Below are 23610 nucleotides of genomic sequence, written 5' to 3'. Positions count from 1 at the left end.
AGTGGAATTTTATGATTTTACCATTGCTATAGTATTTTTTAATGCAAATTCAATAGCTTGAACTCTTACTTCGGCCCTATTTCCAGAAAATACTTGGTGAAATGCCTGAACTTTTTCACTATTTGCAATAGCAAACCATACAGTACCTACGGGCTTATCAACACTGCCCCCTGTTGGTCCTGCGATACCGGACACAGCAATGGCAACTTCAGCCTTGGCTGCCTGCTGAGCGCCTTTTGCCATCTCCACAACCGTTTGTTCACTCACTGCACCAAATTGTGTTAGGGTTTGTTGTGATACCCCCAATAATTCGTGCTTAGCTTGATTACTATATGTTACAAAACAACGTTCGATATAAGCAGAGCTCCCCGGCGTATCTGTTAACGCATAACTCACCCCACCGCCCGTACATGACTCTGCGGTAGTGATTGTTACGCCGTTATTCGTTAGAATAGCGCCCAATTGTGCCGCATATTCGGCTATCTCTTTGTAGTGCTCCATAGGAAAACCTTTTAGGTATCAATAATGTCGTCAGATCTATATTCAGAACACACTATAAACCAACAAACCCCAATGATGCAGCAATACCTGCGAATTAAAGCGCAGCATCAAGAAATCTTGCTGTTCTATCGCATGGGCGACTTTTATGAACTCTTCTTTGACGATGCCATCAGAGCGGCGCAGCTTCTCGATATTTCTCAAACCTATCGCGGCAAAGCCGGTGGCAATCCAATTCCAATGGCGGGTGTTCCCTATCATGCAGTTGAAAACTACTTAGCTCGCTTGGTACAACTAGGTGAATCTGTTGCTATTTGTGAGCAAGTTGGCGACCCTGCGACCAGTAAAGGGCCTGTAGAACGTAAAGTTGTGCGTATTGTTACTCCAGGTACCGTCACCGACGAAGCACTATTGCAAGAACGCCAAGATAATTTACTTGCGGCGGTCTACCAACATCCAAAAAACTTAGGTTATGGTGTTGCCTATCTTGATATTAACTCGGGCCGATTTAATATCGTCGAGCTACAGACTGACGAAGCACTTAATTCTACGCTACAGCGCTTGCAGCCCGCTGAATTGTTATATCCAGAGTCATTTCAGAACCTTTTAGTGCTAGAAAGTATTAAAGGCAGTCGCCGCCGCCCGGATTGGGAGTTCGATTTAGACACAGCAAAGCATTTACTCTGTCAACAGTTTGAAACCCGCGATTTAGTCGGTTTTGGTGTCGACAATGCCAATATGGGTTTAATCGCTGCAGGTTGTGTCATGCAATACGTAAAAGACACGCAGCGCACGGCATTACCTCATATTCGTGCGATCACGCTCGAAAAGAATGAGCACGCGGTGATCTTAGATGCCGCGACGCGCAAAAACTTAGAGCTAACACTGAATCTCTCTGGTGGTGTTGAAAACACCTTAGCGCAGATTTTAGATAAGTCTTCAACGGCCATGGGTTCGCGCTTACTAAAACGCCGTATTCATACGCCCGTGCGCGAACGCAAAGAGCTCAATGCTCGCCTCAATGCGATTGCAAGCCTTATCGAACAACAACTATGCATGGAAATTTACGATGCACTAAAACACATTGGCGATATTGAACGAGTCGTAGCACGGTTAGCCTTGTTTACCGCTCGTCCGCGTGATCTAACGCGTTTAAGAAGTGCATTACAAGCGTTACCGCCATTGCATGATATTTTACAAGACGCGACGGATGCGAGACTTCAGTCTATCATTAGCCACTCACCGGCATTACCTAAGTTACAAGATTTGTTAGAACGAGCGGTTATCGACAATCCCCCTGTTCTCATTCGTGATGGTGGAGTAATAGCACAGGGCTACAATGCAGAGCTTGACGAGCTGCGTGCATTAAGCGCAGGTGCCACAGACGTATTAGAAAAACTTGAAGAAAGAGAGCGCGAGCGCACAGGGATCTCAACATTAAAAATTGGGTATAATCGCGTTCACGGATTTTATATTGAGATCAGCCGCGCCAATTCGCACTTAGTGCCTGCAGAATACATTCGCAGACAAACACTGAAAAATAACGAGCGCTATATTATTCCTGAGCTAAAAGAGCATGAGGATAAAGTGCTTGGTAGCCAATCGAAGGCGCTAGCACTTGAAAAGCGCCTGTATGAAGAGCTCTTTGAACTCATCGCTCCTTATATTGAACAATTGCAAGTCATGGCAGCGGCGCTTGCGGATTTAGACGTATTAAACACCTTAGCCGAACGTGCTCAGACACTAGACTATTGCAAGCCCACGCTTACCGAGGGCACCGAAATTGATTTAGTGGATGGTCGCCATCCAGTCGTAGAACAAGTAAGTAAAGAGCCATTCATTGCCAACCCAGTTAAACTCAACGATGAACGGAAAATGCTCATTATTACAGGGCCAAATATGGGTGGTAAATCGACTTATATGCGCCAAACCGCGTTAATTGTGTTGATGGCGCATATTGGCAGCTATGTGCCGGCAAGCGCAGCCACCATCGGAATTGTCGATCGTATTTTTACTCGTATTGGTGCCAGTGACGACCTTGCCTCTGGGCGCTCAACCTTTATGGTTGAAATGACCGAAACTGCAACCATTTTAAACAATGCAACCGCCCAATCATTGGTGCTGATGGACGAAATTGGCCGTGGTACAAGCACCTATGACGGTTTATCACTTGCTTATGCAACAGCGGATTATCTCGCCAGCAAAATTGCAGCAAAAACACTATTTGCTACTCATTATTTTGAGTTAACCGAATTGGCTGAGCAACAAGCAGGCCTTGTTAATGTGCATTTGGATGCCGTTGAACATAACGATACCATTGCCTTCAAACATACCGTGATGGAAGGGGCTGCAAGTAAGAGTTTTGGTTTACAGGTAGCAAGTCTTGCTGGCGTGCCAAAAGCCGTGATTAAGTTGGCGAAACAGAAACTCGCTTTGTTAGAGCAACATCAGAGTGTTATTGGCGATAAGCCTACTCATGTAGCTGCGCCTCTACAACAGAGCTTAATGCTTGCCAATGAGCCTTCTGAGGTTGAAGCACTACTTGCAGATATGGATCCCGATGATATGACACCAAAGCAAGCTCATGCTTTGCTATATCAACTTAAATCTATGCTTTAGAAAGTTATGCTATGGAAAGTAAAAAGCGGCTAAAAGCCGCTTTTTTAATGTTCTCTCACAATTAGAACTTGTGGTTATACTGAAGACCAAAGATCATCGCATGGCCTTTAGAACGGAAACCCCACTTGCTTTGCGCTTTGTCAGTCTCAACAAAGTTTTGAGTCTTACCTCTTAACAAGCTGATACCAAAATCAAGTGTTGCTTGATTTGGTAAAGTGTACTCAGCACCAAAAGAGTACCATGTACGGTCTGTGTCTGGGATTGAAATAGACAGGTGGTTTTCATCCGCTGGCGATTCATCATACGCCATGCCAGCACGCAACTTAACAGACTCATTTAACTGATAGTCAGCACCTACGGAGAAACGCAAAGAGTTTGAAAAGTTTTCTTCTTTAGTGAATGCCGACTGCGAAGTACCGATAATCGCCTCAAGCTCATCAAAGCTGCTCCAGCCTGTCCATAATACGCTGTAGTGAACAGAGGTTGCTGAGTTTAACTTATGTGAACCGGAAATTTCAGCTATTGCGGGTAGTGTTATATCTACATATCCAGGAACAGATTCGTTGCCAGTACCACCTATTTCCGGAGGCAAAGCACTACGGAAGTGGCCATCAAAAGTAATGTCCGTTTCGCTGCGATAATGGAAACCAAGGCGATTGTTTTCATCAATTTGATAAGCTACACCCACATTCCAACCAAAGCCAGTATCATCACCTTCAAGGTGAACAGCTTCAAGGCTAGCCAGCTGACCTAAGTTGTTAGCACCCAAGTTACGGATGATTTTTGCATCGGCATAAACATGGTTAATACCTAGAGCAACACTCCACTGCTCATCCACTTGGTATGATGCGGAGATACCAGCATTGACTGTGACGATTTCAGTTTCACCCGCGATTTGGCCTGCCACATAATCCTCATCGAACTCTGTAGCTAGACCAAACTGTGAATAGATACCAGCACCAATCGACCATTGGTCATTATATTTGTGTGTCGCATAAATAGCAGGAATAATAGCACTTGGTGCGATGCTGTTGTCATTTAACGCTGCTGCAGGGATCCCATTACTAGTACCTGTTCCCGTCAGGCTTACGTCCGGTTGAACATACATAGCTGCTACTGATAATTGCGTGCCTGATAGCTTACCCATCAATGCTGGGTTACGTGCAACCACTGACGCATCGTCGGCTGCAGATGCTTCACCCGCATAAGCACGACCAAGGCCAGATACGTTTTGTTCCGCAAGTTGGAAGGCGGCAGCTAGTGCTTGTGATGACGATAAAATCGCACCTGATGCGATAAGACCTAATAATACTTTGTTCATACTCTAATCCCCTGTGAACTAACCATTTCCTGAGTAATGGTTAAAAAAACCAATTCGAGTAACACTGCGTAGCCTCACTTTGACCTTGCTCACCTAGCCAATATCCAGCTATGCCACACACCCACCAAATTGGCAGAATAATAAATTCATGACACCCTACCTAAAAGTGGAGTAGAAATCTCCTTTTTTGCGACTTTTCGTTGATTAAGTGAACATATAACGAACAAATTACGCACTTTATAAACTCATCGGATGAGATAAATTATCAAATGATAATAATTACCAATATCATTGACGTACCTTCACCCCTTATATACACTCTTCAATCTGAGTATGAATCATTCTGTGTGCTAATCGTGCCAAGGAGAACAACATGTCGATAGCATTAATCGTTTGCGCATTGGTATTTTGCGGTCTCAGCGTATATTGCCTGTGTAAAGCAAACTACTGTGCCTGTCGCCACGCAGGAGAGTGTGATAACCCAGTCAGTCAATACTGGTTAGGTGCTATTGTCGCAGCGCTGCTATCACTGCTGTTAAGCTGTGCGGCGTTACATTCGGAAAAGGGAACATTGCTGTGGATATTAATGATGGCAAGCTGTATGACTGGCGCGATGCTCTCTGCTAGGTGGCAAAACCTCAAAAGGCGCTGTAAAAACGCTTTCTTCCCTGTCGCGCAATCCAAACCTTAAATCAATAATTGATCTCTTAGCAGTCGTGAGAGGTTAATTTGATAATCAAGCGGCCTGACACTTGCGATCACTTTTATATCTGACTCGCTTAAATCCAAATCTTTTGCCGTAACATGGTGGAGATGTTTGGTATTGTAAAACACACGTACAAGAGGCGCGGTGGGTGCATGTTTATTGCCTTCGAGTACCAACCCTAATCGCTCGTTGGTCAGTTTAACAATAGTTCCTACGGGGTGAACCCCCATGCACTTAATAAATCGTTGCACTAAAATAGGGTCAAATTGCTTTTTACTCGACAATAAAAAACGTAAAGCATTGATTGGTTCATCAGCCTCTTTGTGGTGCTGATCTGAAGTTATGGCGTCGTATACATCTACAATCGCCATCATTCTTGCCGCGGTGCTGAGTGCGTCGTCTTTAATTCCTCTGGGATAGCCTGTACCATCTAAGCGTTCATGATGGTTGATGATCATGTCCAGCATAATAGGCGTGATCCCAGACTCACCTTTGCTCAACCCCAACGACTGCGCCACATGTTTTTTGACCGCACGATACTCAAGATCGGTAAAATTACCCGGCTTATTGATCAGCCCCTGCGGTAGCTTAGCGTGACCAATGTCATGCAACATCGCCCCCGTGGCTAACTGTTCAATAATGTGTTGTTGCAAACCGAGGTGCTTAGCAAATACAGTGATCAGAATTGCGCAGTTAGTCATATGACGCCAATTGTAGGCATCTTTGTCTTTGATCCGAGTTAAAATCGCCATCGCATTTGAATTACGCAATACCGAATCGACGATGTCTTTACTTACCTCATTGATGAGGCTCATATCGACCTTCAAACCCGATGTTACATCTCCATAGAGGCTTTGGATCTGCCGATTATTTTTTTCAAACTTTTGCATCGCAACCGCGAATTCTTGCTGCAAAGTTTGTTCTTTACTCACCGTTTTAGCTTTGGGTTTTGGCTTGCTGCGAGCGGTGGAGAGACTACCATCCATGCCATTTTTCGCGGCAGGTTCTTCAGGGGCTTGTGGCGCTTCAGTGACAGGCTCTGCTGGTTGCTGATATTTCTGTGGTACAGGAATATCACTCTGCGTAAAGTCTATGGTGAGCTCTAACACCCCTTTATCAATCAGCCTTTGAATGATAGCTTCATCTCTAACCATTCCCCGAGATTTAATCTTAATACCCGCGTCAGACTTATGTTTGTGAACATTATCCACAAACATTCCAGGTCTAAGATCTTCAATGGGAAGGACAATCTGCATGAATCGCTTACACTACGTAATTAGCCAATGAATATTAATACCATTGAATGAGGTGAAACACCATCTATTCAGATTAAATTCACACAAAGGTATGGTGAAATTACAACCTTTCAAAAACCTCAGGAGATATCAATTTGCTTAATTAAGTGATCTATTTTGAGGTATTTGTGAAGCATTGCCGGAGGGAAACCCAACACCGTATACATGCTGGGTTTTATATAGTTGCTATTCTTGGAAATAAGTTCCCCAGCCGTCGTATTCAACGTCAGCGTCTAATGCAACCTTTTCTAACTTGTCTACGTCTTCCATGATGACGTCGGTATCCAGTTCGGCTTCTACAACAACATCAAAGCCCCAAATTTTGCCGCCGTCTTCGAGCTCAAGCTCTGCTGGTTCTTCAACATCATAGCCCAATTTAAATGCTGCTAATGCTGCTGCTTCCAGCTTGTCAAAGTCCTCACTTACAAAGTGATGTTCTACTTCATAAAGCGTTTCAGGGTTTGAACCGTCTTCTAGCAATGAAGAAACGATGTCTTCACTTATCTCACGCCAGTTTTCCATTATTTTAATCTCGCTTTTGCATCTAGTTCAGCTATTCTTTGAGCCATTTTAGCATGGATCTGAGCAGCGTGATCCCTTGCTGGCACTTCTGGGTCTAAATATTCTGGCTCTAGTATATCGATATAGACCTTTCCATTATTCCAACGATTGAGCTTTATCTGCTCATGCGTTGAACTCATACACACTGGGATGATAGGCACATTGGCGCTCATTGCAGTGTGAAATGCCCCGGTTTTAAAGGGTAACAGACCGCGACCATAGCTTCTGGTTCCTTCAGGGAACATCCAAACCGATAGTTTTGACTCAGTGATTTTTTTTGCTGATTTGGTCAGTGTTCCTAAGGCTTTAGAACGATTAGCTCTATCAATCAAAATGTTGCCAGATAGCCAATACATTTGCCCAAAGAACGGGATCCACTTTAAGCTTTTTTTCCCCATGCTGACGGTGTTTTTTGGCACCACGGCCGGCAGCGTAAAGAGATCGTAATTATTTTGATGATTTGCAACATACATCGCAGGAACAACATGCTTGGCATTTTCATGCTGCGTGATCACCAACTCAACGCCTATCAACTTTGACATATAGCCATACCATTTGGCTATCGTGTGCACGTTGTTGGCGTGAAAAGGGCGCACAATGCACAATAACAATCCGCAAATACCACTAACAATGATAAACACTGCTAATAAGAGAATTCGTATAATGGCAATCAATTTAACCACTCCAGAATTAAAATCTTGCGCATTATAGTAAAATAAGCGAACACTTGTAAGCTCAAAATGATGATAGTTTAGAGGCTGCCAGAGGAATCTCAGAGTATGATAGTTAAGATACTGATCTGTTTATAGAAAATAAAAATGCCGCTGAGTAGCGGCATTTGACACACGATTTATCATTTTTGCAAAATTTAGCTCATTGCGTTTTGCAGCTTTTTCATTGCTGACTTTTCTAGCTGGCGTACACGCTCTGCCGACACGCTATATTTCTCAGCTAGATCTTGTAGCGTTGCCTTTTCGTCAGCAAGCCAGCGTGCACTTACGATATCTTGAGAGCGCTCATCAAGCGTTTTCAGTGCTGCAAATAGGCGATTATGTGACTGCTCTTGCCACTGCTCTTGCTCAACTTCTTCGGCAAGGTCGCTACTTGTGTCTGTTAAATACTGTACTGGAGAGAAGTTACCTGCTTGACTTTCGTCATCATCAGCAGATAGGTCAAAGCCCATATCTTGGCCTGCCATACGAGATTCCATCTCGCGAACTTCTTTCTCACTTACACCAAGCTCGTTTGCAACTGTTGTCACTTCGTCTTGGTTAAACCAACCTAAGCGCTTTTTATTTTTGCGCAGATTGAAGAATAATTTACGCTGCGCTTTTGTCGTCGCAACTTTCACAATACGCCAGTTCTTTAACACATATTCATGGATTTCCGCTTTAATCCAATGTACTGCAAAAGAAACAAGACGCACACCCACACTTGGGTCAAAACGCTTTACTGCTTTCATCAACCCAATGTTACCTTCTTGGATTAAATCAGCCTGAGGTAGGCCATAGCCCGAATAACTTTTTGCGATGTGAGCAACAAATCTCAAATGAGACATAATGAGTTGCTTAGCCGCGTTAAGATCCCCTTCTTCCTGAAGACGTGTCGCAAGTTTTTTCTCTTCCTCAGCGCCAAGCATAGGTATTGTGCTTACAGATTGAAGGTAACCTTCAACACTTGCGCTTTGCTGCCCAGTTAGTGCTAATGCGTATAAATCTTTAGTCATGTTTCACCTCAGTGATAAACCGTTTCGTGTATATTTAGCACTCTAACATCTAGAGTGCTAAATGCAATCTACTTTATCTGATTTTTAAAATCAACCTTTTTAGAAGAACTTCAAAAACAAAATATAACCTATTGAATAACAATAAAAATATTGAATTAACTTGGCTTCTTTTTACGATATTATTTTTTTATGACAGTGCTAAATTTAATTAGTTCTGATTGCTTGAGTGCTAAAATCTGATAGCAATTGGCAATCGACTGCTAAACTTTAGCAGTCGATTGGTAGTTGTAACGTTAAATCACACCTTTTCAGGTTCAATCTCTTTTATATAACGGTGTACAGAAAGAAAAGAGCCTACAAACCCTAAAGTAATCGCGGTGCCAAGTAGCACTAAAAGTTCATTCCCTGCCATCCCTTGAAGCACAAAGTTGCTTTGATATACCCCAACAACCGTAGAGACAGCTGATTCCAACCACCACAACATAAGGGCAACGCAGATAAAGGCAACCAAACCACCAACTATGCCATACCATACACCAGTCCAAAGAAACGGAGCCTGAATAAAAGCATTGGTCGCTCCCACCAGTTTTAGCACTTGAATTTCTTCTTTCTTGTCCATGATGGATAAGCGTATGGTATTTCCAATAATCAAGATAACAGCGCTAAGCAATAGAAACCCCACGGTGATCACACTTTCTTTTAGTAACCCCAGTAGTGCATTAAGGCGCTCTAGCCATTCAATATCCAGCTTACCAAACTCAACCTCACGCTCTTTTTCAAGTTTAGTAAGAAGCTCAGTTGCGGCTTGTGGTTTTCTAAAACGACTAACAGGTGTTACCAACACAACATTAGGCAAGGGGTTTTCTTCTAAATAGTTAAGCGCCTGACCAAAGCCAGACATTGACTTAAATTCATCCAGAGCTTGACTTTTACTTATCAGTACTACTTTTTCTATTTCTGGATAGAGTGCAAGTCGCTTCACCAAAGTTTGTGTCTGTGACTCTGTCATTTCATCTTTAACAAATAATGATATTTCAGATGCTTCTTTAAACCCGCTACTTACCTGCTGGACATTTTTCACTACCACATAAAGCGTCGCTGGCAATGTCAGGCTGAGCCCCAAAACTAGAATAGTCATTAAAGAGGCCATTGGCGTCCGCCACATTTCCCCAAGGCTCTGTACACCTTGACGAATAATCATCAAACAAAAAAAGTAAAAATGATGAAACATCGACTTTTTACTCTGTTCAGCCTGATTTCCTCTTCCTTTAAACAACAAACTCATAGCGTGTCCTCCGCTAGCGGATCTTGTAGCATACGTCCTTGATTCAGTGTGAAGCTACGGTATTTCATACGTGCTATTAACCCTAAATCATGGGTAGCGATAAGAACAGATGTACCACGGCGATTAAATTCTTCAAATAGGTTCAGAATTTCCATCGATAGTTCAGGGTCTAAGTTTCCTGTAGGTTCGTCTGCAAGCAGCAAAGGCGGCGAGTTAACAATCGCTCTTGCTATGCCAACACGTTGCTGTTCACCTCCAGATAACACACTCGGGTGACACTTTGCTTTATCAAGCAAACCCACCTTGTCCAAAGCAGCATGTACTCTTTTGGTGATCTGTTTATGGTGAGTACCTTCAATAACTAAAGGTAGTGCGACGTTATCAAATACACTGTAACGTTCAAGTAGGCGGTGGTTTTGAAAAATAATCCCAATATCTCGGCGAACAAAAGGAACTTGCCGGTTGGATACCGTATTGAGGTCAACACCATTAATGTAGACACGGCCTGCTGATGGCCTTTCCATCACGCTAACCAACTTTAATAATGTACTTTTACCTGCGCCACTGTGGCCGGTTAAAAATGCGAGTTCTCCATTTGCAAGTTCAAAGCTAACTTTTTCCAGCGCTTTGTGCCCACCAGGATAAGTTTTGCTCACTTGCTCAAATTTAATCATGTTGGCCTCTTATACTTATTTTTAACCATGACGCTCAGCCCGTGGCATTGTAGCAATTCAGCAATCGAATAAAGCGGGCAAATTTGCCCGCTTTATTGCAACTGATGTCTCTATTTATTCTTGACTGAACAAAGCCTCGATAAAATCATCACTCTTAAAGGTGCGTAAGTCGTCAATGCCTTCACCTACACCTATATATCGAATTGGCACCTTAAACTGATCCGCCACAGCAAAGATAACCCCACCTTTGGCTGTACCATCAAGCTTAGTTAACGTGATACCAGTTAAGCCAACCGCTTGATTAAACAGTTTTACCTGACTAATCGCATTCTGACCAGTTCCGGCATCAATCGTCAACATCACTTCATGTGGCGCGTCTGGGTCTAATTTTTTCATTACTCGAGCTATCTTCTCAAGCTCTTGCATTAGGTTATCTTTATTTTGTAATCGACCCGCTGTATCCGCTATTAATACATCAATATTTCTCGCTTTAGCGGCTTGGAAAGCATCAAATACCACCGACGCAGAATCAGCACCTGTGTGCTGGGCCACAACAGGGATACTGTTTCTTTCACCCCATACCTGCAACTGCTCTACCGCAGCCGCGCGGAAAGTATCGCCAGCCGCCAACATGACGGATTTACCTTCACTTTGAAACTGTTTGGCAAGCTTACCGATTGTCGTCGTTTTACCAACACCATTTACGCCAACCATTAAGATAACAAAAGGTTTTTTATCGGCAGGGATCTCAAGCGGCTGCTCTGCCGTTTTTAAGATCTCTGACATTTCTTTTTTCATTAGATCATATAAAGCTTCACCGTCTTTTAACTGCTTTCTATCAGCAGCATCAGTCAGGTTATCTATCAGCTTCATCGTGGTTTCAACACCAATATCAGCCGTTAGCAATTGTGTTTCTAGATCTTCGAACAATTCATCATCGATTTTCTTGCCTTTGAATACCGAAGCAAAGCCCGAGCCGATATTGGCTTTGGTTTTCAAAAGGCCTTTTTTAAGGCGAGAAAAGAAACCTTCTTTTTTCGGCTTCTCTTGTTCTTTAGCTAATTGTGCCTGACGCTCTGCCTCTTCACGTTCAGCTTGTTCTTTCGCTTCTTGCGCTTGACGTTCTGCTTCCTCGCGCTCGGCTTGTTCTTTCGCTAATTGCGCCTGACGTTCTGCTTCTTCACGCTCAGCTTGCTCTTTCGCTTCTTGCGCTTGACGCTCTACTTCCTCACGCTCAGCTTGTTCTTTCGCTAGTTGCGCCTGACGCTCTGCTTCTTCACGCTCAGCTTGTTCTTTAGCTAGTTGCGCCTGACGCTCTGCTTCTTCACGCTCTGCTTGTTCTTTCGCTTCTTGCGCTTGACGCTCTGCTTCCTCACGCTCAGCTTGTTCTTTCGCTAATTGTGCCTGACGTTCTGCCTCTTCACGCTCGGCTTGCTCTTTCGCTAATTGCGCCTGACGCTCTGCTTGTTCTCTCGCAAGTTGTGCCTGACGTTCAGCTTCCTCACGCTCGGCTTGCTCTTTAGCTAGTTGCGCCTGACGTTCTGCTTCCTCACGCTCAGCTTGTTCTTTTGCTTGTTGCGCCTGACGCTCAACCTCTTCACGCTCGGCTTGTTCTTTCGCTAATTGTGCCTGACGTTCAGCTTGCTCTTTAGCTAGTTGCGCCTGACGTTCTGCCTCTTCACGCTCAGCTTGTTCTTTCGCTAATTGTGCCTGACGTTCAACTTCCTCGCGCTCAGCTTGTTCTTTCGCTAATTGTGCCTGACGTTCTGCCTCTTCACGCTCAGCTTGTTCTTTCGCTAATTGTGCCTGACGTTCAGCCTCTTCACGCTCAGCTTGTTCTTTTGCTAATTGTGCCTGACGCTCTGCCTCTTCACGCTCTGCTTGCTCTTTCGCTAGTTGCGCCTGACGTTCCGCCTCTTCACGCTCTGCTTGTTCTTTTGCTAACTGTTCTTGGCGCTCAGCTTCTTGTTGCTCTTTATCGGATTTACCAAAGCCCAACCAAGATAAAAATTTGTTTTTCTTTCCCATATTCACTTATGACCGTGTTAGATAAATTGCATAAACCCAAAGCAAAATGTTGATGATCTTGCTACCATACTCGAAAACGCCAATCCGCATCAGCTTATCGCTTTTACTTGGATTGATATCACACTTAATTTTGGGCTCGAAAGGCAAGCCGAGGATGGCAACCTTAGTGCTTAGACAAAATTGCGTGCAAGTGTACCATGTTCCGTAAGGATGAAAAATCCTGACACCAAGAACCTTTAATAAAGAAGCAAATTACGTCGCTATGAGAAAATCTAAGCCTAAGTCAAATACCAAGCAGTCTGGATTCATTCGCCTGATCAGTGGCAAGCATAAAGGTCGCAAGTTACCAGTTCATGATGTTGTGGGATTAAGACCAACAACGGATAGAATGAAAGAAACCGTTTTTAATTGGCTCATGCAGGATGTAAGAGACGCAAAAGTACTCGATTGCTTTGCCGGTGCTGGCAGTCTAGGATTTGAGGCTATTTCACGCTTTGCAGCAAGCGGAACCTTTATCGAACTGGATAAAACCGCAGCGACGCAGCTTAGCAATAATGCAACCTTACTTAAGCTGGATAACGTTGAAATCATTAATACCAACGCATTAACCATGCTGGCAAATAACCCTAAGCAACAGCAATATAACTTGGTTTTTATTGACCCCCCCTTTCGCAAAGGGCTTGTCACTCCTTGCTGCGCCTTACTTGAATCGCAGTCTTGGCTCAGCGAAGACGCGCTCATCTATGTTGAATTTGAACAAGAGGCACAACCTGAAACACCAGAAAATTGGCACTTGATTAAAGAAAAGCATGCAGGACAAGTGATCTGCCGCCTTTATCAGCGCTGAAATTCCCCCATAAAGAATGAAAAAACAGCCGCTAGCGTATGACATGACAGGGCTGGTGTTTTTAGCTATAATTTAAGCTTTACATGCGGTCTTGCTTCAGATTACAATACCGCACCATTTTTGAACCAATTGGCTAGTTTTTAGCCAGATAGAGCTAAGCTCATTAATTAGGTAGGTGAATTTTTAATGCCAGTAATTAAAGTAAGAGAAAACGAGCCGTTTGACGTTGCACTACGTCGTTTCAAACGTTCATGTGAAAAAGCAGGTATCCTTTCTGAAGTTCGTCGTCGCGAGCACTACGAGAAGCCAACTGCTGAGCGTAAGCGCAAAAAAGCTGCAGCGGTTAAGCGTCACATGAAGAAGCTTTCTCGCGAAAACGCACGTCGCGTTAAATTATACTAATCAGTATTGGTCTTGTATCAATGAGCTTATTAGTTACGCTAAAAGACGCACAAAAAGAAGCGATGAAAGCCAAAGATAAACTTCGTCTTGGCGCGATTCGTGCGGTACTTGCTGAAATTAAACAGCGAGAAATCGACAACCAAACTACACTAGACGACGCAGGCATTACTGCGGTTTTAGTTAAGTTGGTTAAGCAACGTCGCGATTCTTATACCCAGTATAAAGATGCAGGGCGTGAAGACTTAGCTGAGATCGAAGCTAACGAAATTAGCGTACTTGAGACATTCCTTCCTAAGCCACTTAGTGAAGATGAAATTGTCGAGCTAATTGATGCCGTGATTGCACAAACTGGTGCATCAGGCATGCAAGACATGGGTAAAGTAATGGGTGCGATTAAAGCTGAAGCTGAAGGTCGTGCTGATATGGGTAAAGTCTCTGGTTTAATTAAGCAAAGACTTACCGCTTAAGCCCACATACAATTGTATGATTGATAAGTGAACCGAGCCTCGCGCTCGGTTTCTTCGTTTTAGGCGTCATGCGTATCAATGCAGCGCTGATAAGATACCTCAATTGAATTAAGTTGATTTTTTCTCGTCGCTACTTGATATAATGCGCTCACTTGCTAATACAACTTCGGAACATAAATGAAAGGCAAAATTCCTAGACAGTTTATTGATGACTTGCTCGCAAGAGCGGATATTGTCGAGCTCATAGACGGTCGTGTGGGATTAAAAAAGGCAGGAAAAGACTATCAAGCCTGCTGTCCATTTCACAATGAGAAAACACCTTCATTTACCGTGTCACGTGATAAACAGTTTTACCATTGCTTCGGCTGTGGTGCCAATGGCAACGCAATTTCCTTCTTAATGGAATACGACAAGCTTGAGTTTGTTGATGCTATTGAAGAATTAGCTGCCCTATTAAACTTAGAAGTACCACGCGAAAATGCCCCGCAAGGGCCGCAGCGTTCAATGGAAGAAAAAAAGTCTGACTATGACTTAATGCTCCAAGCGGCTAAGTTTTATCAGCATCAGTTAAAGCACCATAGCAATGCCACTCAAGTAATTGACTACGTAAAAGGGCGCGGCTTGAGTGGCGAAACTGTACAAAAGTTTATGATTGGTTATGCACCACCTGAGTGGGAAGCATTGTGCAATCAACTAGCCCGCAAGCCAGAACACAAGCAACAGCTGCTTGATTTGAAATTAGCATCAGAAAAGTCAGCTGGCCGCCAATTTGACTTCTTCCGCGATCGCTTGATGTTCCCTATTCGTGACAAACGTGGTCGTGTCATCGCATTTGGCGGAAGGATAATGGGTGCAGATCAAGGCCCTAAATATCTAAACTCGCCTGAAACACGCATTTTCCATAAAAGTTTCGAGCTTTATGGTTTTTATGAAGCCAAGCAAGCACACAAGCAATTAGATAAGGTGTTGATTGTGGAAGGCTATATGGACGTCGTTGCCCTAGCAGAAAAAGGCATTGATTACGCCGTTGCCGCATTAGGCACTGCAACCACCGCTGAACACATGCAAACTTTGTTTCGTAATACCGACAGAGTGATCTGCTGCTACGACGGTGACAGAGCTGGCCGCGATGCTGCTTGGCGTGCGCTTGACCATGCCCTACCTAACTTGAAAGACGGTAAGTCACTACAGTTTGTATTTTTGCCTGATGGTGAAGACCCGGACTCATTAGTGCAGCAAGAAGGCAAAGACGCCTTTGAAGCACGACTGGAAACGGCAAGCGATTATACGCAAGTATTGTTTACCAAATTACGTGAGCAATGCGACCTTACAAATGATGCAGGCAAATCCAAGCTGCTTACCGATGCCATTCCACTGATCAGCAAAATACCCAGTGACTACTACCAAGAGAGTTTGTTAACTACCTTAGCGAGGTTAATTGGTCGTACTCGTGAGCAGCTTAGTGCTAAATTAGCAAGTAACAAACAGCAGAATAAAATTGAGCGCCAATTTAAAGTGACTCCGATGCGTCGAGCGATTGGCTTACTGCTCCAACATCCACAGCTTGCGCAAACGGTTGAGTACATGCCAGAGCTAGGTGAAATGGCAATCCCAGGTATTCAACTACTGCTGAGCTTACAAATGTTATGTAGTGATAACCCACAAATAAACACAGCGCAGTTACTTGAACACTATCGCGGCCAAGCTGAATTCGATGCCTTGAAAAAGCTTGCGGTATGGCAACATGGCGTTGCTGAAGATAGGCTAGAAGACGAATTTAAAAATACTTTTCAATTTATTGAAGATCAGTGTTTAAATTATCGCCTAGAGACCCTATTAATAAAGGAGAAAACCGAAGGCTTAACAAATGATGAGCGGCTAGAATGCGCACTCCTTACCCAAGCGCTTAAACAGTAGAAGTTCTAGTCAATAGCAATTTTCGGTGCTATAATGTTCTATTCACTGCGTCATCAAAATTTAGCTGTTAAATGGCTGGCGCCTGTTGTATCAACTTTTCAGAGTGGAAGCAAATTTCTCTATGGATCAATCTCCTCAGTCACAACTCAAACTTCTGATTCAGAAAGGTAAAGAGCAAGGTTATTTAACTTTTGCAGAAGTTAACGATCATCTTCCACAAGACATCATAGACTCAGATCAGGTAGAAGATATCATCAGCATGATCAACGATATGGGTATTCAGGTCTCTGAAAATGCGCCTGATGCTGATGAGTTGATGATGCAAGAAACAACAACAGATGAGGATGCTGCGGAAGCAGCAGCTGCGGCATTAGCAACAGTAGAAAAAGAAATTGGCCGCACAACTGACCCTGTTCGTATGTATATGCGTGAAATGGGTACGGTTGAACTTCTAACTCGTGAAGGCGAAATCCAAATCGCTAAGCGCATTGAAGAAGGGATCAACCAAGTACAGATTTCTGTTGCTGAATACCCAGAAGCTATTACTTACCTGCTAGAGCAATGGGACAAGTACGAAGCAGAAGAAATGCGTCTAAGCGACATTGTTTCTGGTTTCTTTGATCCTAATGCTATTGAGGAAGATGAAGCACCAATTTCAGCAACACACATCGGTTCTGAGCTAAGTGATGAAGACTTAGATGACGAAGATGATGATGAAGATGATGACGATGACGACTCAGAAGAAGGCGATTCAGGCCCTGATCCTGAAGAAGCTCGTGAGCATTTTGAACATCTTCGTACATTGTATAATACAGCGCGAGAAATTTTTGAAAGTAAAGGTCGCTCGCACCCAGATGCAAAAGCTGCAATTCAGGAAATCGGCGATCACTTCCGTACTTTCAAGTTAGTACCTAAGCAATTCGACCGCATGGTAAATAACATGCGCGACATGATGGACAAAGTGCGTGTTCAAGAACGTATCATCATGAAACAAGCAGTCCAGATTGCTAAGGTACCAAAAAAGGTTTTTGTTAAGCACTTTGCTAACAATGAAACCGATACCGCATGGATCGATGCTGAAATTGCATCAGGTGAAAAACATTCGGCAAAACTTGCTGAAGTAAAACCTGAAATCGAACGTTGTGTTAACAAGCTTAAAGCGTTTGAAGATAGCACGGGTCTTAGCATTGAGCGTATTAAAGACATCAACCGTCGCATGAGTATTGGTGAAGCGAAAGCTCGCCGTGCGAAGAAAGAGATGGTTGAAGCGAACTTACGTCTTGTAATTTCAATCGCTAAAAAGTATACCAACCGTGGCCTGCAGTTCTTGGATCTGATCCAAGAAGGTAACATTGGTCTGATGAAAGCGGTTGATAAATTTGAATATCGTCGTGGTTATAAGTTTTCAACATACGCAACGTGGTGGATCCGTCAGGCGATCACGCGCTCAATTGCGGATCAGGCAAGAACTATCCGTATTCCAGTGCATATGATTGAAACAATCAATAAGCTGAATCGTATCTCTCGTCAAATGCTACAGGAAATGGGCCGTGAGCCAAGTCCTGAAGAATTGGCAGAACGTATGATGATGCCTGAAGATAAGATCCGCAAAGTGTTAAAAATCGCCAAAGAGCCAATCTCAATGGAGACGCCAATTGGTGATGATGAAGATTCACATCTTGGTGACTTTATCGAAGACACTACTATCGAGTCGCCGATTGATTCAGCAACGATGGAAAGTCTTCGTGGCGCAACCAACGAAGTACTGGCAGGCCTTACCGCTCGTGAAGCTAAAGTACTACGTATGCGTTTCGGTATCGATATGAATACAGACCACACGTTAGAAGAAGTGGGTAAACAGTTTGATGTAACACGTGAGCGTATTCGTCAGATTGAAGCTAAAGCGTTACGTAAGCTGCGCCACCCTTCTCGCTCAGATCTATTAAAGAGCTTTTTAGACGTTAAGGGCTAAAAAGTAGCAAATAAGATTAAGGCCGCTATTCAGCGGCCTTTTTTATATTAATTGGATTAAATAGGTATACACACATGGCTTGGATCCAAATCCGAATTTATTCAGATAAAGCCGATGCCGATGCGTTAAGCGATATGCTTATGGATGTCGGTTGTCCGTCTGTCACATTCATGGATAGTAAAAACAATCCCGTTTACGAACCAAAACCCGGCGAAGTCATCTTATGGCCCGAGACAACGGTGATCGGTTTATTTGAAGCGAATCATGATATGCAAGCAGTCGTTGACTTTGTCCAATCACAGTATCACAAGCCGTTGAACTACAAGCTTGAACAGCTTGAAGACAAAGACTGGGAACGCGAGTGGATGGATAATTTTCACCCGATTAAGTTTGGTGAGAGATTATGGATCTGCCCAAGCTGGCGTGATGTGCCAGATCCCAATGCCGTCAATGTGTTACTGGATCCGGGCCTTGCATTTGGTACTGGTACCCATGCCACAACCGCACTTTGCCTGCAATGGCTAGAACAACAAGACCTAAGCGGTAAAACGGTCGTTGATTTTGGCTGTGGCTCTGGGATTTTAGGTATCGCAGCAATCAAATTAGGCGCTGAGCGTGTGATTGGTATTGATATCGATCCACAAGCGCTTATCGCAAGCCGCGATAATGCCGAGCGTAATGGCGTTGCAGATAAACTAGAAGTGTATTTACCTGAAAACCAGCCGCAATTCAGTGCTGATATCGTTGTTGCTAATATTCTTGCACAGCCGCTGAGAGAGCTACACGAAATTATTCTCGGCTTTTTAGGCGATAAAGGCGCCATCGCCATGTCTGGTATTTTAGAAGAGCAAGCGCAATCCGTTGCGGATGTTTACGCACCATTTTTAAAGCTAGACAACATTGCTCAACAGGGTGAATGGACGCGCGTCAGCGGTGTGAAAAAATAAGGCAGCTAACGTAACGCTGACAAAAGTATCAGCGGATCAATGAAAGTTAGTAAGTTTTAACTGGTAAAGCCTGTAATTAACAGGCTTTACGCATTTTTCACAGCTTAAATTTTCGACTCAAATTGTACCTTTAAAATTGTTTTTGCATAAATTTCGTGCAAATTATCTGAGCTCTCAGGTTGTTATCAAATGTCAACCCATAAAGTTCAAAAAAAAAGCAATTATGTTCAATTTATAACCTTTGATTTTTGCGAAAAAAACCGTAAACTTAGCGCCCCTTGAGGTAAGGCGGATTAAACTGTAGTGCGTATTGGTCCATACCAACTTGAAAACAATCTTATCGTAGCACCAATGGCTGGGATCACCGACAGACCGTTTCGACAACTGTGTCGACGTCTAGGTGCAGGGCTTGCGGTATCAGAAATGTTGTCTTCAAATCCAAAAGTGTGGAAAACTGATAAGTCGCAAAATCGCATGGATCACAGCGGTGAATCGGGCATTCGCTCGGTACAAATCGCAGGAGCGGATCCTGAGTTGATGGCGCAAGCAGCACAATTTAATGTCGCAAACGGTGCGCAGATCATAGATATCAATATGGGCTGCCCCGCTAAGAAAGTGAACAAGAAGCTTGCAGGCTCAGCATTGTTGCAATATCCAGAGTTGGTTGACGAAATCGTAACCGCTGTGGTTGCTGCTGTTGATGTACCTGTGTCGTTAAAAATCCGTACAGGATGGGACACAGACAATCGTAACGGTGTTGAGATTGCTCGCATAGCTGAACGTCGAGGCATTGCTTCGCTAGCCGTGCATGGCCGTACAAGAGCATGTATGTATAAGGGCGAAGCTGAATACGCCACGATCAGAGAAATTAAACGTTCAGTATCTATTCCTGTGGTAGCAAACGGTGACATTACGTCTCCTGAAAAAGCGAAGCAGGTGCTGGAATACACGGGCGCAGATGCCATTATGATTGGTCGAGCCGCCCAAGGTCGTCCTTGGATTTTCCGAGAAATAGACCACTATTTGCAAACCGGTGAACATTTGCCAGAACCTGAAATAGCAGAGGTTCGAGCAATATTGATGGAGCACTTAGTAAATCTTCATCAATTCTATGGTGAGCCAATGGGAGCGCGCATCGCACGCAAGCATGTATCTTGGTATTTGCAGGCCCATGACCAAGAAGGTCAATTTAGGCGAGTATTCAATGCCTTGGAGACGCCAGAAGCGCAAATCGAGGCATTAGAAGACTATTTTGAAACATTAGGGTGAATGAATTTATTCATCCTTCAGGCTAACTAAGAAAGAGACATAACGATGTTCGAACAAAATGTGACTTCTCCATTTATTACTAACGCTCATGTTCAGTCACAAGAGAAACCGCAACCTTTGCGCGATGCAGTTAAAAAAGCTGTACATCACTACCTAAAGCAGCTTAATGGTCAAGACGTACAAGACGTTTATGAGTTAGTTCTTTCTGAGCTTGAAGCACCTCTACTTGAAGAGGTTATGACTTATACTCGTGGTAACCAGACTCGTGCAGCGATCCTTTTAGGCATCAACCGTGGCACACTTCGCAAGAAGCTAAAAAAATACGGCATGAACTAAGCACTGCTGGTAAAGTTTAGTTGATAAAAAAGCACCTTCGGGTGCTTTTTTATTGTTTAAAATTCAGCAGCTAGCGGACATTTATCCTTTTCATATCGCACTTTTCTCATGTTTATCTCGCCTTTTAACATCGTCATCTTAACAATAATGCGCTAAAATACCGGCTTTCTAAGCTAGCCCTTAACTAATCATTGAGGAAACCTGAACCATCATGGATATACATCGTCCAATTCGTCGCGCCCTACTAAGCGTGTCAGATAAAACCGGTATCGTTGAATTCGCCACAGCACTTGCAGCTCAAGGCGTAGAAATTTTATCAACTGGCGGTACTTGCAAACTACTTGCAGACAACGGCATTAAAGTAACAGAAGTATCTGATTACACTGGCCACCCAGAAATCATGGATGGTCGCGTTAAAACGCTTCACCCAAAAGTGCACGGCGGTATCTTAGGACGTCGCGGTCAAGACGAAGACGTCATGACTGAAAACAATATTTCAGCAATCGATATAGTAGTAGTCAACTTATACCCCTTCGCACAAACTGTTGCGAAAGCTGACTGTAGCCTAGAAGATGCAATCGAAAATATCGATATTGGTGGTCCAACTATGGTTCGTGCTGCGGCTAAGAACCACAAAGACGTGACCATTGTTGTAAATGCGAATGACTACAGCCGTGTCATTGAAGAAATGAAGGCAAACTCTGGTTCTACAACATACAAGACACGCTTCGACCTTGCTATTGCGGCCTACGAGCATACCGCACAGTATGACGGCATGATTGCCAACTACTTCGGTAAAATGGTTCCGGATTATACGGAAGAAGCAGCAGAGGAAACCAAATTCCCTCGCACTATCAATATGCAATTCACTAAGAAGCAAGATATGCGCTACGGTGAAAACTCGCATCAAGACGCTGCTTTTTATGTTGAAAACAACATTGAAGAAGCATCCGTCGCGACGGCTAAACAACTTCAAGGTAAAGCGCTGTCTTATAACAATATCGCTGATACCGATGCAGCACTTGAGTGTGTTAAAGAGTTTGATAAGCCGGCTTGTGTTATCGTAAAACACGCAAACCCTTGTGGTGTTGCGGTAGATGAAAACATTCTTGCCGCCTATGACCGCGCATTTAAGACCGACCCGACTTCTGCCTTCGGTGGTATCATCGCCTTTAACCGAGAGCTAGACGGCGACACGGCGGAAGCCATCGTAGCGCGTCAGTTTGTTGAAGTTATCATCGCGCCGAGCGTATCAGAAGAAGCCGCACAAATCGTTGCTGCAAAGCAAAATGTACGTTTACTAGAATGTGGTCAGTGGTCAAACAAAACCACAGGTACTGATATTAAGCGTGTTAATGGCGGTATCTTAGTACAAGATCGTGACCAAGGTATGGTTGGTTTGGACGACCTTAAGGTGGTTTCGAAACGTCAGCCTACAGAGCAAGAACTAAAAGATCTACTGTTCTGCTGGAAAGTCGCTAAATTTGTTAAGTCCAACGCGATTGTTTACGCTCGTGATGGGATGACTATTGGTGTGGGCGCTGGCCAAATGAGCCGCGTATACTCTGCAAAAATCGCAGGGATTAAAGCCGCAGACGAAAACCTAGAAGTTCCAGGTTCTGTCATGGCTTCTGATGCGTTCTTCCCATTCCGTGATGGCATTGACGCCGCTGCAGCTGCGGGTATCACTGCGGTTATCCAGCCGGGTGGTTCAATGCGTGATGAAGAGGTGATTGCCGCCGCTGATGAAGCGGGAATGGCAATGGTGTTTACCGGCATGCGCCACTTCCGCCATTAATCAATAAAGCGCGAAACTTATGAGTTTCGCGCTTTTTGTTTCAGCTAATTTCCAGTATTCTGGCTACAGCATAATCATAACAGAATGAAGGAAGCTAACGATGAATCTAGGTATGAAATCTCTTATCGCTGCTGCAGTATTTACCACTTTAGTGGGCTGTAACGCGACAGAATCCAACTCCAGCCAAGCAGTACCAAGCGCGATTGCAAAAGCAGTTGCTAGCGACAATCGAGCTGAGAAAGATAGAGCGCGAGACCAGTATCGCCACCCAAGTGAAACGCTTGCTTTTTTTGGCATTGAGCCATCAATGACCGTGGTAGAAATTGCACCTGGTGGTGGTTGGTACAGCGAGATTTTAGCGCCACTGGTTAAAGGCCAAGGCACCTATTATGCAGCGCACTTCCCTGCTGATTCAGATGTTGGCTACTATCAACGCTCATTAAAAAGCTACAAAGAAAAAGTAGCAACCAACCCCGACTATAGTGAAGTAAAGATCACAGAATTTGCACCGGTAACACACAGCAACATTGCACCACAAGGCAGTGCTGACGTGGTACTAACTTTCCGTAACGTGCATAACTGGTACATGGGTAAGGGAGATGAAGGTGTACTTAGCGCGTTCAACGCGTTTAATAAGGCACTGAAGCCTGGTGGCATTTTAGGTGTGGTTGAACACCGTCTGCCTGAGCACCGCCAACTTGAGGATCAAAAGTCGTCAGGTTATATGAAGCAAAGTTATGTTATTGATATCGCCAAGCAAGCTGGGTTTGAATTAGTTGCAAGCAGCGACATTAACGCTAACCCGCTAGACAGCGCCAATCACCCAAAAGGCGTCTGGACTCTGCCACCTCGCTTAGCGCTAGGTGATGAAAAAGCAGCGCAATACAAAGCGATTGGGGAAAGCGACCGCATGACCTTAAAATTTAAAAAGCTTTAATAGGA

At 43.9% G+C, this 23610-nt stretch carries 21 protein-coding genes; 12 read left to right on the top strand and 9 right to left on the bottom strand.

Annotated features, from left to right (window positions below; translation table 11 throughout):
• Positions 1-9 precede the first annotated feature (9 nt).
• The gene (locus DRB05_RS15370; RefSeq protein WP_128727714.1) at positions 10-501 is read right to left on the bottom strand and encodes a nicotinamide-nucleotide amidohydrolase family protein; all 492 of its coding nucleotides are present in this window, start codon (positions 499-501) and stop codon (positions 10-12) included.
• Between the two features lie 24 nt (positions 502-525).
• On the opposite strand from DRB05_RS15370, the gene mutS reads away from it, so the two are divergent.
• Complete coding sequence (gene mutS / locus DRB05_RS15365; RefSeq protein ID WP_128727713.1) at positions 526-3117, top strand: DNA mismatch repair protein MutS; 2592 nt, start codon at positions 526-528, stop codon at positions 3115-3117.
• A gap of 61 nt (positions 3118-3178) precedes the next feature.
• On the opposite strand, the gene DRB05_RS15360 is transcribed toward mutS, so the two are convergent.
• A complete protein-coding gene (locus tag DRB05_RS15360) occupies positions 3179-4438 on the bottom strand; it encodes an outer membrane protein transport protein (protein WP_128727712.1) in 1260 nt (419 codons plus the stop codon).
• A 373-nt stretch (positions 4439-4811) separates the two neighbouring features.
• On the opposite strand from DRB05_RS15360, the gene DRB05_RS15355 reads away from it, so the two are divergent.
• A complete protein-coding gene (locus tag DRB05_RS15355) occupies positions 4812-5129 on the top strand; it encodes a hypothetical protein (protein ID WP_010374094.1) in 318 nt (105 codons plus the stop codon).
• On the opposite strand, the gene DRB05_RS15350 is transcribed toward DRB05_RS15355, so the two are convergent.
• The 7 genes from DRB05_RS15350 to ftsY form a co-directional block, all read right to left on the bottom strand.
• Positions 5126-6400, bottom strand: a complete 1275-nt coding sequence (locus DRB05_RS15350) for an HD domain-containing phosphohydrolase (RefSeq protein WP_128727711.1) — start codon at positions 6398-6400, stop codon at positions 5126-5128. The genes DRB05_RS15355 and DRB05_RS15350 overlap by 4 nt on opposite strands.
• Before the next feature lie 225 nt (positions 6401-6625).
• A complete protein-coding gene (gene rraB / locus DRB05_RS15345) occupies positions 6626-6961 on the bottom strand; it encodes a ribonuclease E inhibitor RraB (RefSeq protein WP_128727710.1) in 336 nt (111 codons plus the stop codon).
• Positions 6961-7674, bottom strand: a complete 714-nt coding sequence (locus tag DRB05_RS15340; RefSeq protein ID WP_010374100.1) for a 1-acylglycerol-3-phosphate O-acyltransferase — start codon at positions 7672-7674, stop codon at positions 6961-6963. The genes rraB and DRB05_RS15340 overlap by 1 nt, the downstream gene beginning before the upstream one ends.
• 194 nt (positions 7675-7868) lie before the next feature.
• On the bottom strand, positions 7869-8726 hold the full coding sequence (gene rpoH / locus DRB05_RS15335; RefSeq protein WP_010374102.1) for an RNA polymerase sigma factor RpoH: 858 nt from the start codon (positions 8724-8726) through the stop codon (positions 7869-7871).
• A 298-nt stretch (positions 8727-9024) separates the two neighbouring features.
• Complete coding sequence (ftsX, locus tag DRB05_RS15330) at positions 9025-10011, bottom strand: permease-like cell division protein FtsX (RefSeq protein ID WP_128727709.1); 987 nt, start codon at positions 10009-10011, stop codon at positions 9025-9027.
• Positions 10008-10685: a cell division ATP-binding protein FtsE gene (gene ftsE / locus DRB05_RS15325; protein ID WP_017218471.1), complete on the bottom strand. Its 678-nt coding sequence runs from the start codon at positions 10683-10685 to the stop codon at positions 10008-10010. Before ftsE ends, ftsX begins: the two co-directional genes overlap by 4 nt.
• A gap of 114 nt (positions 10686-10799) precedes the next feature.
• Entirely contained in the window at positions 10800-12713 is a 1914-nt protein-coding gene (gene ftsY, locus DRB05_RS15320; protein WP_128727708.1) for a signal recognition particle-docking protein FtsY, read from the bottom strand.
• Positions 12714-12975: 262 nt separating this feature from the next.
• Here ftsY and rsmD point away from each other — a divergent pair, with 262 nt between their 5' ends.
• The 10 genes from rsmD to DRB05_RS15270 all read left to right on the top strand — a co-directional run bounded on the left by rsmD (position 12976) and on the right by DRB05_RS15270 (position 23605).
• The gene (gene rsmD / locus DRB05_RS15315) at positions 12976-13560 is read left to right on the top strand and encodes a 16S rRNA (guanine(966)-N(2))-methyltransferase RsmD (RefSeq protein ID WP_128727707.1); all 585 of its coding nucleotides are present in this window, start codon (positions 12976-12978) and stop codon (positions 13558-13560) included.
• A gap of 186 nt (positions 13561-13746) precedes the next feature.
• Complete coding sequence (gene rpsU, locus DRB05_RS15310; protein ID WP_010362466.1) at positions 13747-13962, top strand: 30S ribosomal protein S21; 216 nt, start codon at positions 13747-13749, stop codon at positions 13960-13962.
• Positions 13963-13982: 20 nt separating this feature from the next.
• Entirely contained in the window at positions 13983-14429 is a 447-nt protein-coding gene (locus tag DRB05_RS15305) for a GatB/YqeY domain-containing protein (protein ID WP_128727706.1), read from the top strand.
• A 177-nt stretch (positions 14430-14606) separates the two neighbouring features.
• Positions 14607-16346, top strand: coding sequence for a DNA primase (dnaG, locus tag DRB05_RS15300; protein WP_128727705.1), 1740 nt, complete (start codon positions 14607-14609; stop codon positions 16344-16346).
• Between the two features lie 121 nt (positions 16347-16467).
• Complete coding sequence (gene rpoD / locus DRB05_RS15295; RefSeq protein ID WP_128727704.1) at positions 16468-18318, top strand: RNA polymerase sigma factor RpoD; 1851 nt, start codon at positions 16468-16470, stop codon at positions 18316-18318.
• 74 nt (positions 18319-18392) lie between these two features.
• Positions 18393-19265, top strand: coding sequence for a 50S ribosomal protein L11 methyltransferase (prmA, locus tag DRB05_RS15290; protein ID WP_128727703.1), 873 nt, complete (start codon positions 18393-18395; stop codon positions 19263-19265).
• 303 nt (positions 19266-19568) lie between these two features.
• Positions 19569-20534, top strand: a complete 966-nt coding sequence (dusB, locus tag DRB05_RS15285; protein WP_010374120.1) for a tRNA dihydrouridine synthase DusB — start codon at positions 19569-19571, stop codon at positions 20532-20534.
• A gap of 45 nt (positions 20535-20579) precedes the next feature.
• Positions 20580-20870 (top strand): DNA-binding transcriptional regulator Fis, encoded by a 291-nt coding sequence (fis, locus tag DRB05_RS15280; RefSeq protein WP_010374122.1) that lies wholly within the window; start codon positions 20580-20582, stop codon positions 20868-20870.
• 211 nt (positions 20871-21081) lie between these two features.
• On the top strand, positions 21082-22668 hold the full coding sequence (gene purH / locus DRB05_RS15275; protein WP_128727702.1) for a bifunctional phosphoribosylaminoimidazolecarboxamide formyltransferase/IMP cyclohydrolase: 1587 nt from the start codon (positions 21082-21084) through the stop codon (positions 22666-22668).
• A gap of 100 nt (positions 22669-22768) precedes the next feature.
• On the top strand, positions 22769-23605 hold the full coding sequence (locus DRB05_RS15270; RefSeq protein WP_128727701.1) for a class I SAM-dependent methyltransferase: 837 nt from the start codon (positions 22769-22771) through the stop codon (positions 23603-23605).
• Positions 23606-23610 lie beyond the last annotated feature (5 nt).

This window comes from Pseudoalteromonas sp. A757 (assembly GCF_004103285.1).
Lineage (GTDB): Bacteria > Pseudomonadota > Gammaproteobacteria > Enterobacterales > Alteromonadaceae > Pseudoalteromonas > Pseudoalteromonas galatheae.
Note: the sequence above shows the minus strand (reverse complement) of the source record. Positions and strands in the feature narration are given on the sequence as shown.

Bases quoted from the DNA above. Each gene is read 5' to 3' on its own strand.
- DRB05_RS15370 (WP_128727714.1), bottom strand. From the start codon at position 501: ATGGAGCACTACAAAGAGATAGCCGAATATGCGGCACAATTGGGCGCT.
- mutS (WP_128727713.1), top strand. From the start codon at position 526: ATGTCGTCAGATCTATATTCAGAACACACTATAAACCAACAAACCCCA.
- DRB05_RS15360 (WP_128727712.1), bottom strand. From the start codon at position 4,438: ATGAACAAAGTATTATTAGGTCTTATCGCATCAGGTGCGATTTTATCG.
- DRB05_RS15355 (WP_010374094.1), top strand. From the start codon at position 4,812: ATGTCGATAGCATTAATCGTTTGCGCATTGGTATTTTGCGGTCTCAGC.
- DRB05_RS15350 (WP_128727711.1), bottom strand. From the start codon at position 6,400: ATGCAGATTGTCCTTCCCATTGAAGATCTTAGACCTGGAATGTTTGTG.
- rraB (WP_128727710.1), bottom strand. From the start codon at position 6,961: ATGGAAAACTGGCGTGAGATAAGTGAAGACATCGTTTCTTCATTGCTA.
- rpoH (WP_010374102.1), bottom strand. From the start codon at position 8,726: ATGACTAAAGATTTATACGCATTAGCACTAACTGGGCAGCAAAGCGCA.
- ftsX (WP_128727709.1), bottom strand. From the start codon at position 10,011: ATGAGTTTGTTGTTTAAAGGAAGAGGAAATCAGGCTGAACAGAGTAAA.
- ftsE (WP_017218471.1), bottom strand. From the start codon at position 10,685: ATGATTAAATTTGAGCAAGTGAGCAAAACTTATCCTGGTGGGCACAAA.
- ftsY (WP_128727708.1), bottom strand. From the start codon at position 12,713: ATGGGAAAGAAAAACAAATTTTTATCTTGGTTGGGCTTTGGTAAATCC.
- rsmD (WP_128727707.1), top strand. From the start codon at position 12,976: ATGAGAAAATCTAAGCCTAAGTCAAATACCAAGCAGTCTGGATTCATT.
- rpsU (WP_010362466.1), top strand. From the start codon at position 13,747: ATGCCAGTAATTAAAGTAAGAGAAAACGAGCCGTTTGACGTTGCACTA.
- DRB05_RS15305 (WP_128727706.1), top strand. From the start codon at position 13,983: ATGAGCTTATTAGTTACGCTAAAAGACGCACAAAAAGAAGCGATGAAA.
- dnaG (WP_128727705.1), top strand. From the start codon at position 14,607: ATGAAAGGCAAAATTCCTAGACAGTTTATTGATGACTTGCTCGCAAGA.
- rpoD (WP_128727704.1), top strand. From the start codon at position 16,468: ATGGATCAATCTCCTCAGTCACAACTCAAACTTCTGATTCAGAAAGGT.
- prmA (WP_128727703.1), top strand. From the start codon at position 18,393: ATGGCTTGGATCCAAATCCGAATTTATTCAGATAAAGCCGATGCCGAT.
- fis (WP_010374122.1), top strand. From the start codon at position 20,580: ATGTTCGAACAAAATGTGACTTCTCCATTTATTACTAACGCTCATGTT.
- purH (WP_128727702.1), top strand. From the start codon at position 21,082: ATGGATATACATCGTCCAATTCGTCGCGCCCTACTAAGCGTGTCAGAT.
- DRB05_RS15270 (WP_128727701.1), top strand. From the start codon at position 22,769: ATGAATCTAGGTATGAAATCTCTTATCGCTGCTGCAGTATTTACCACT.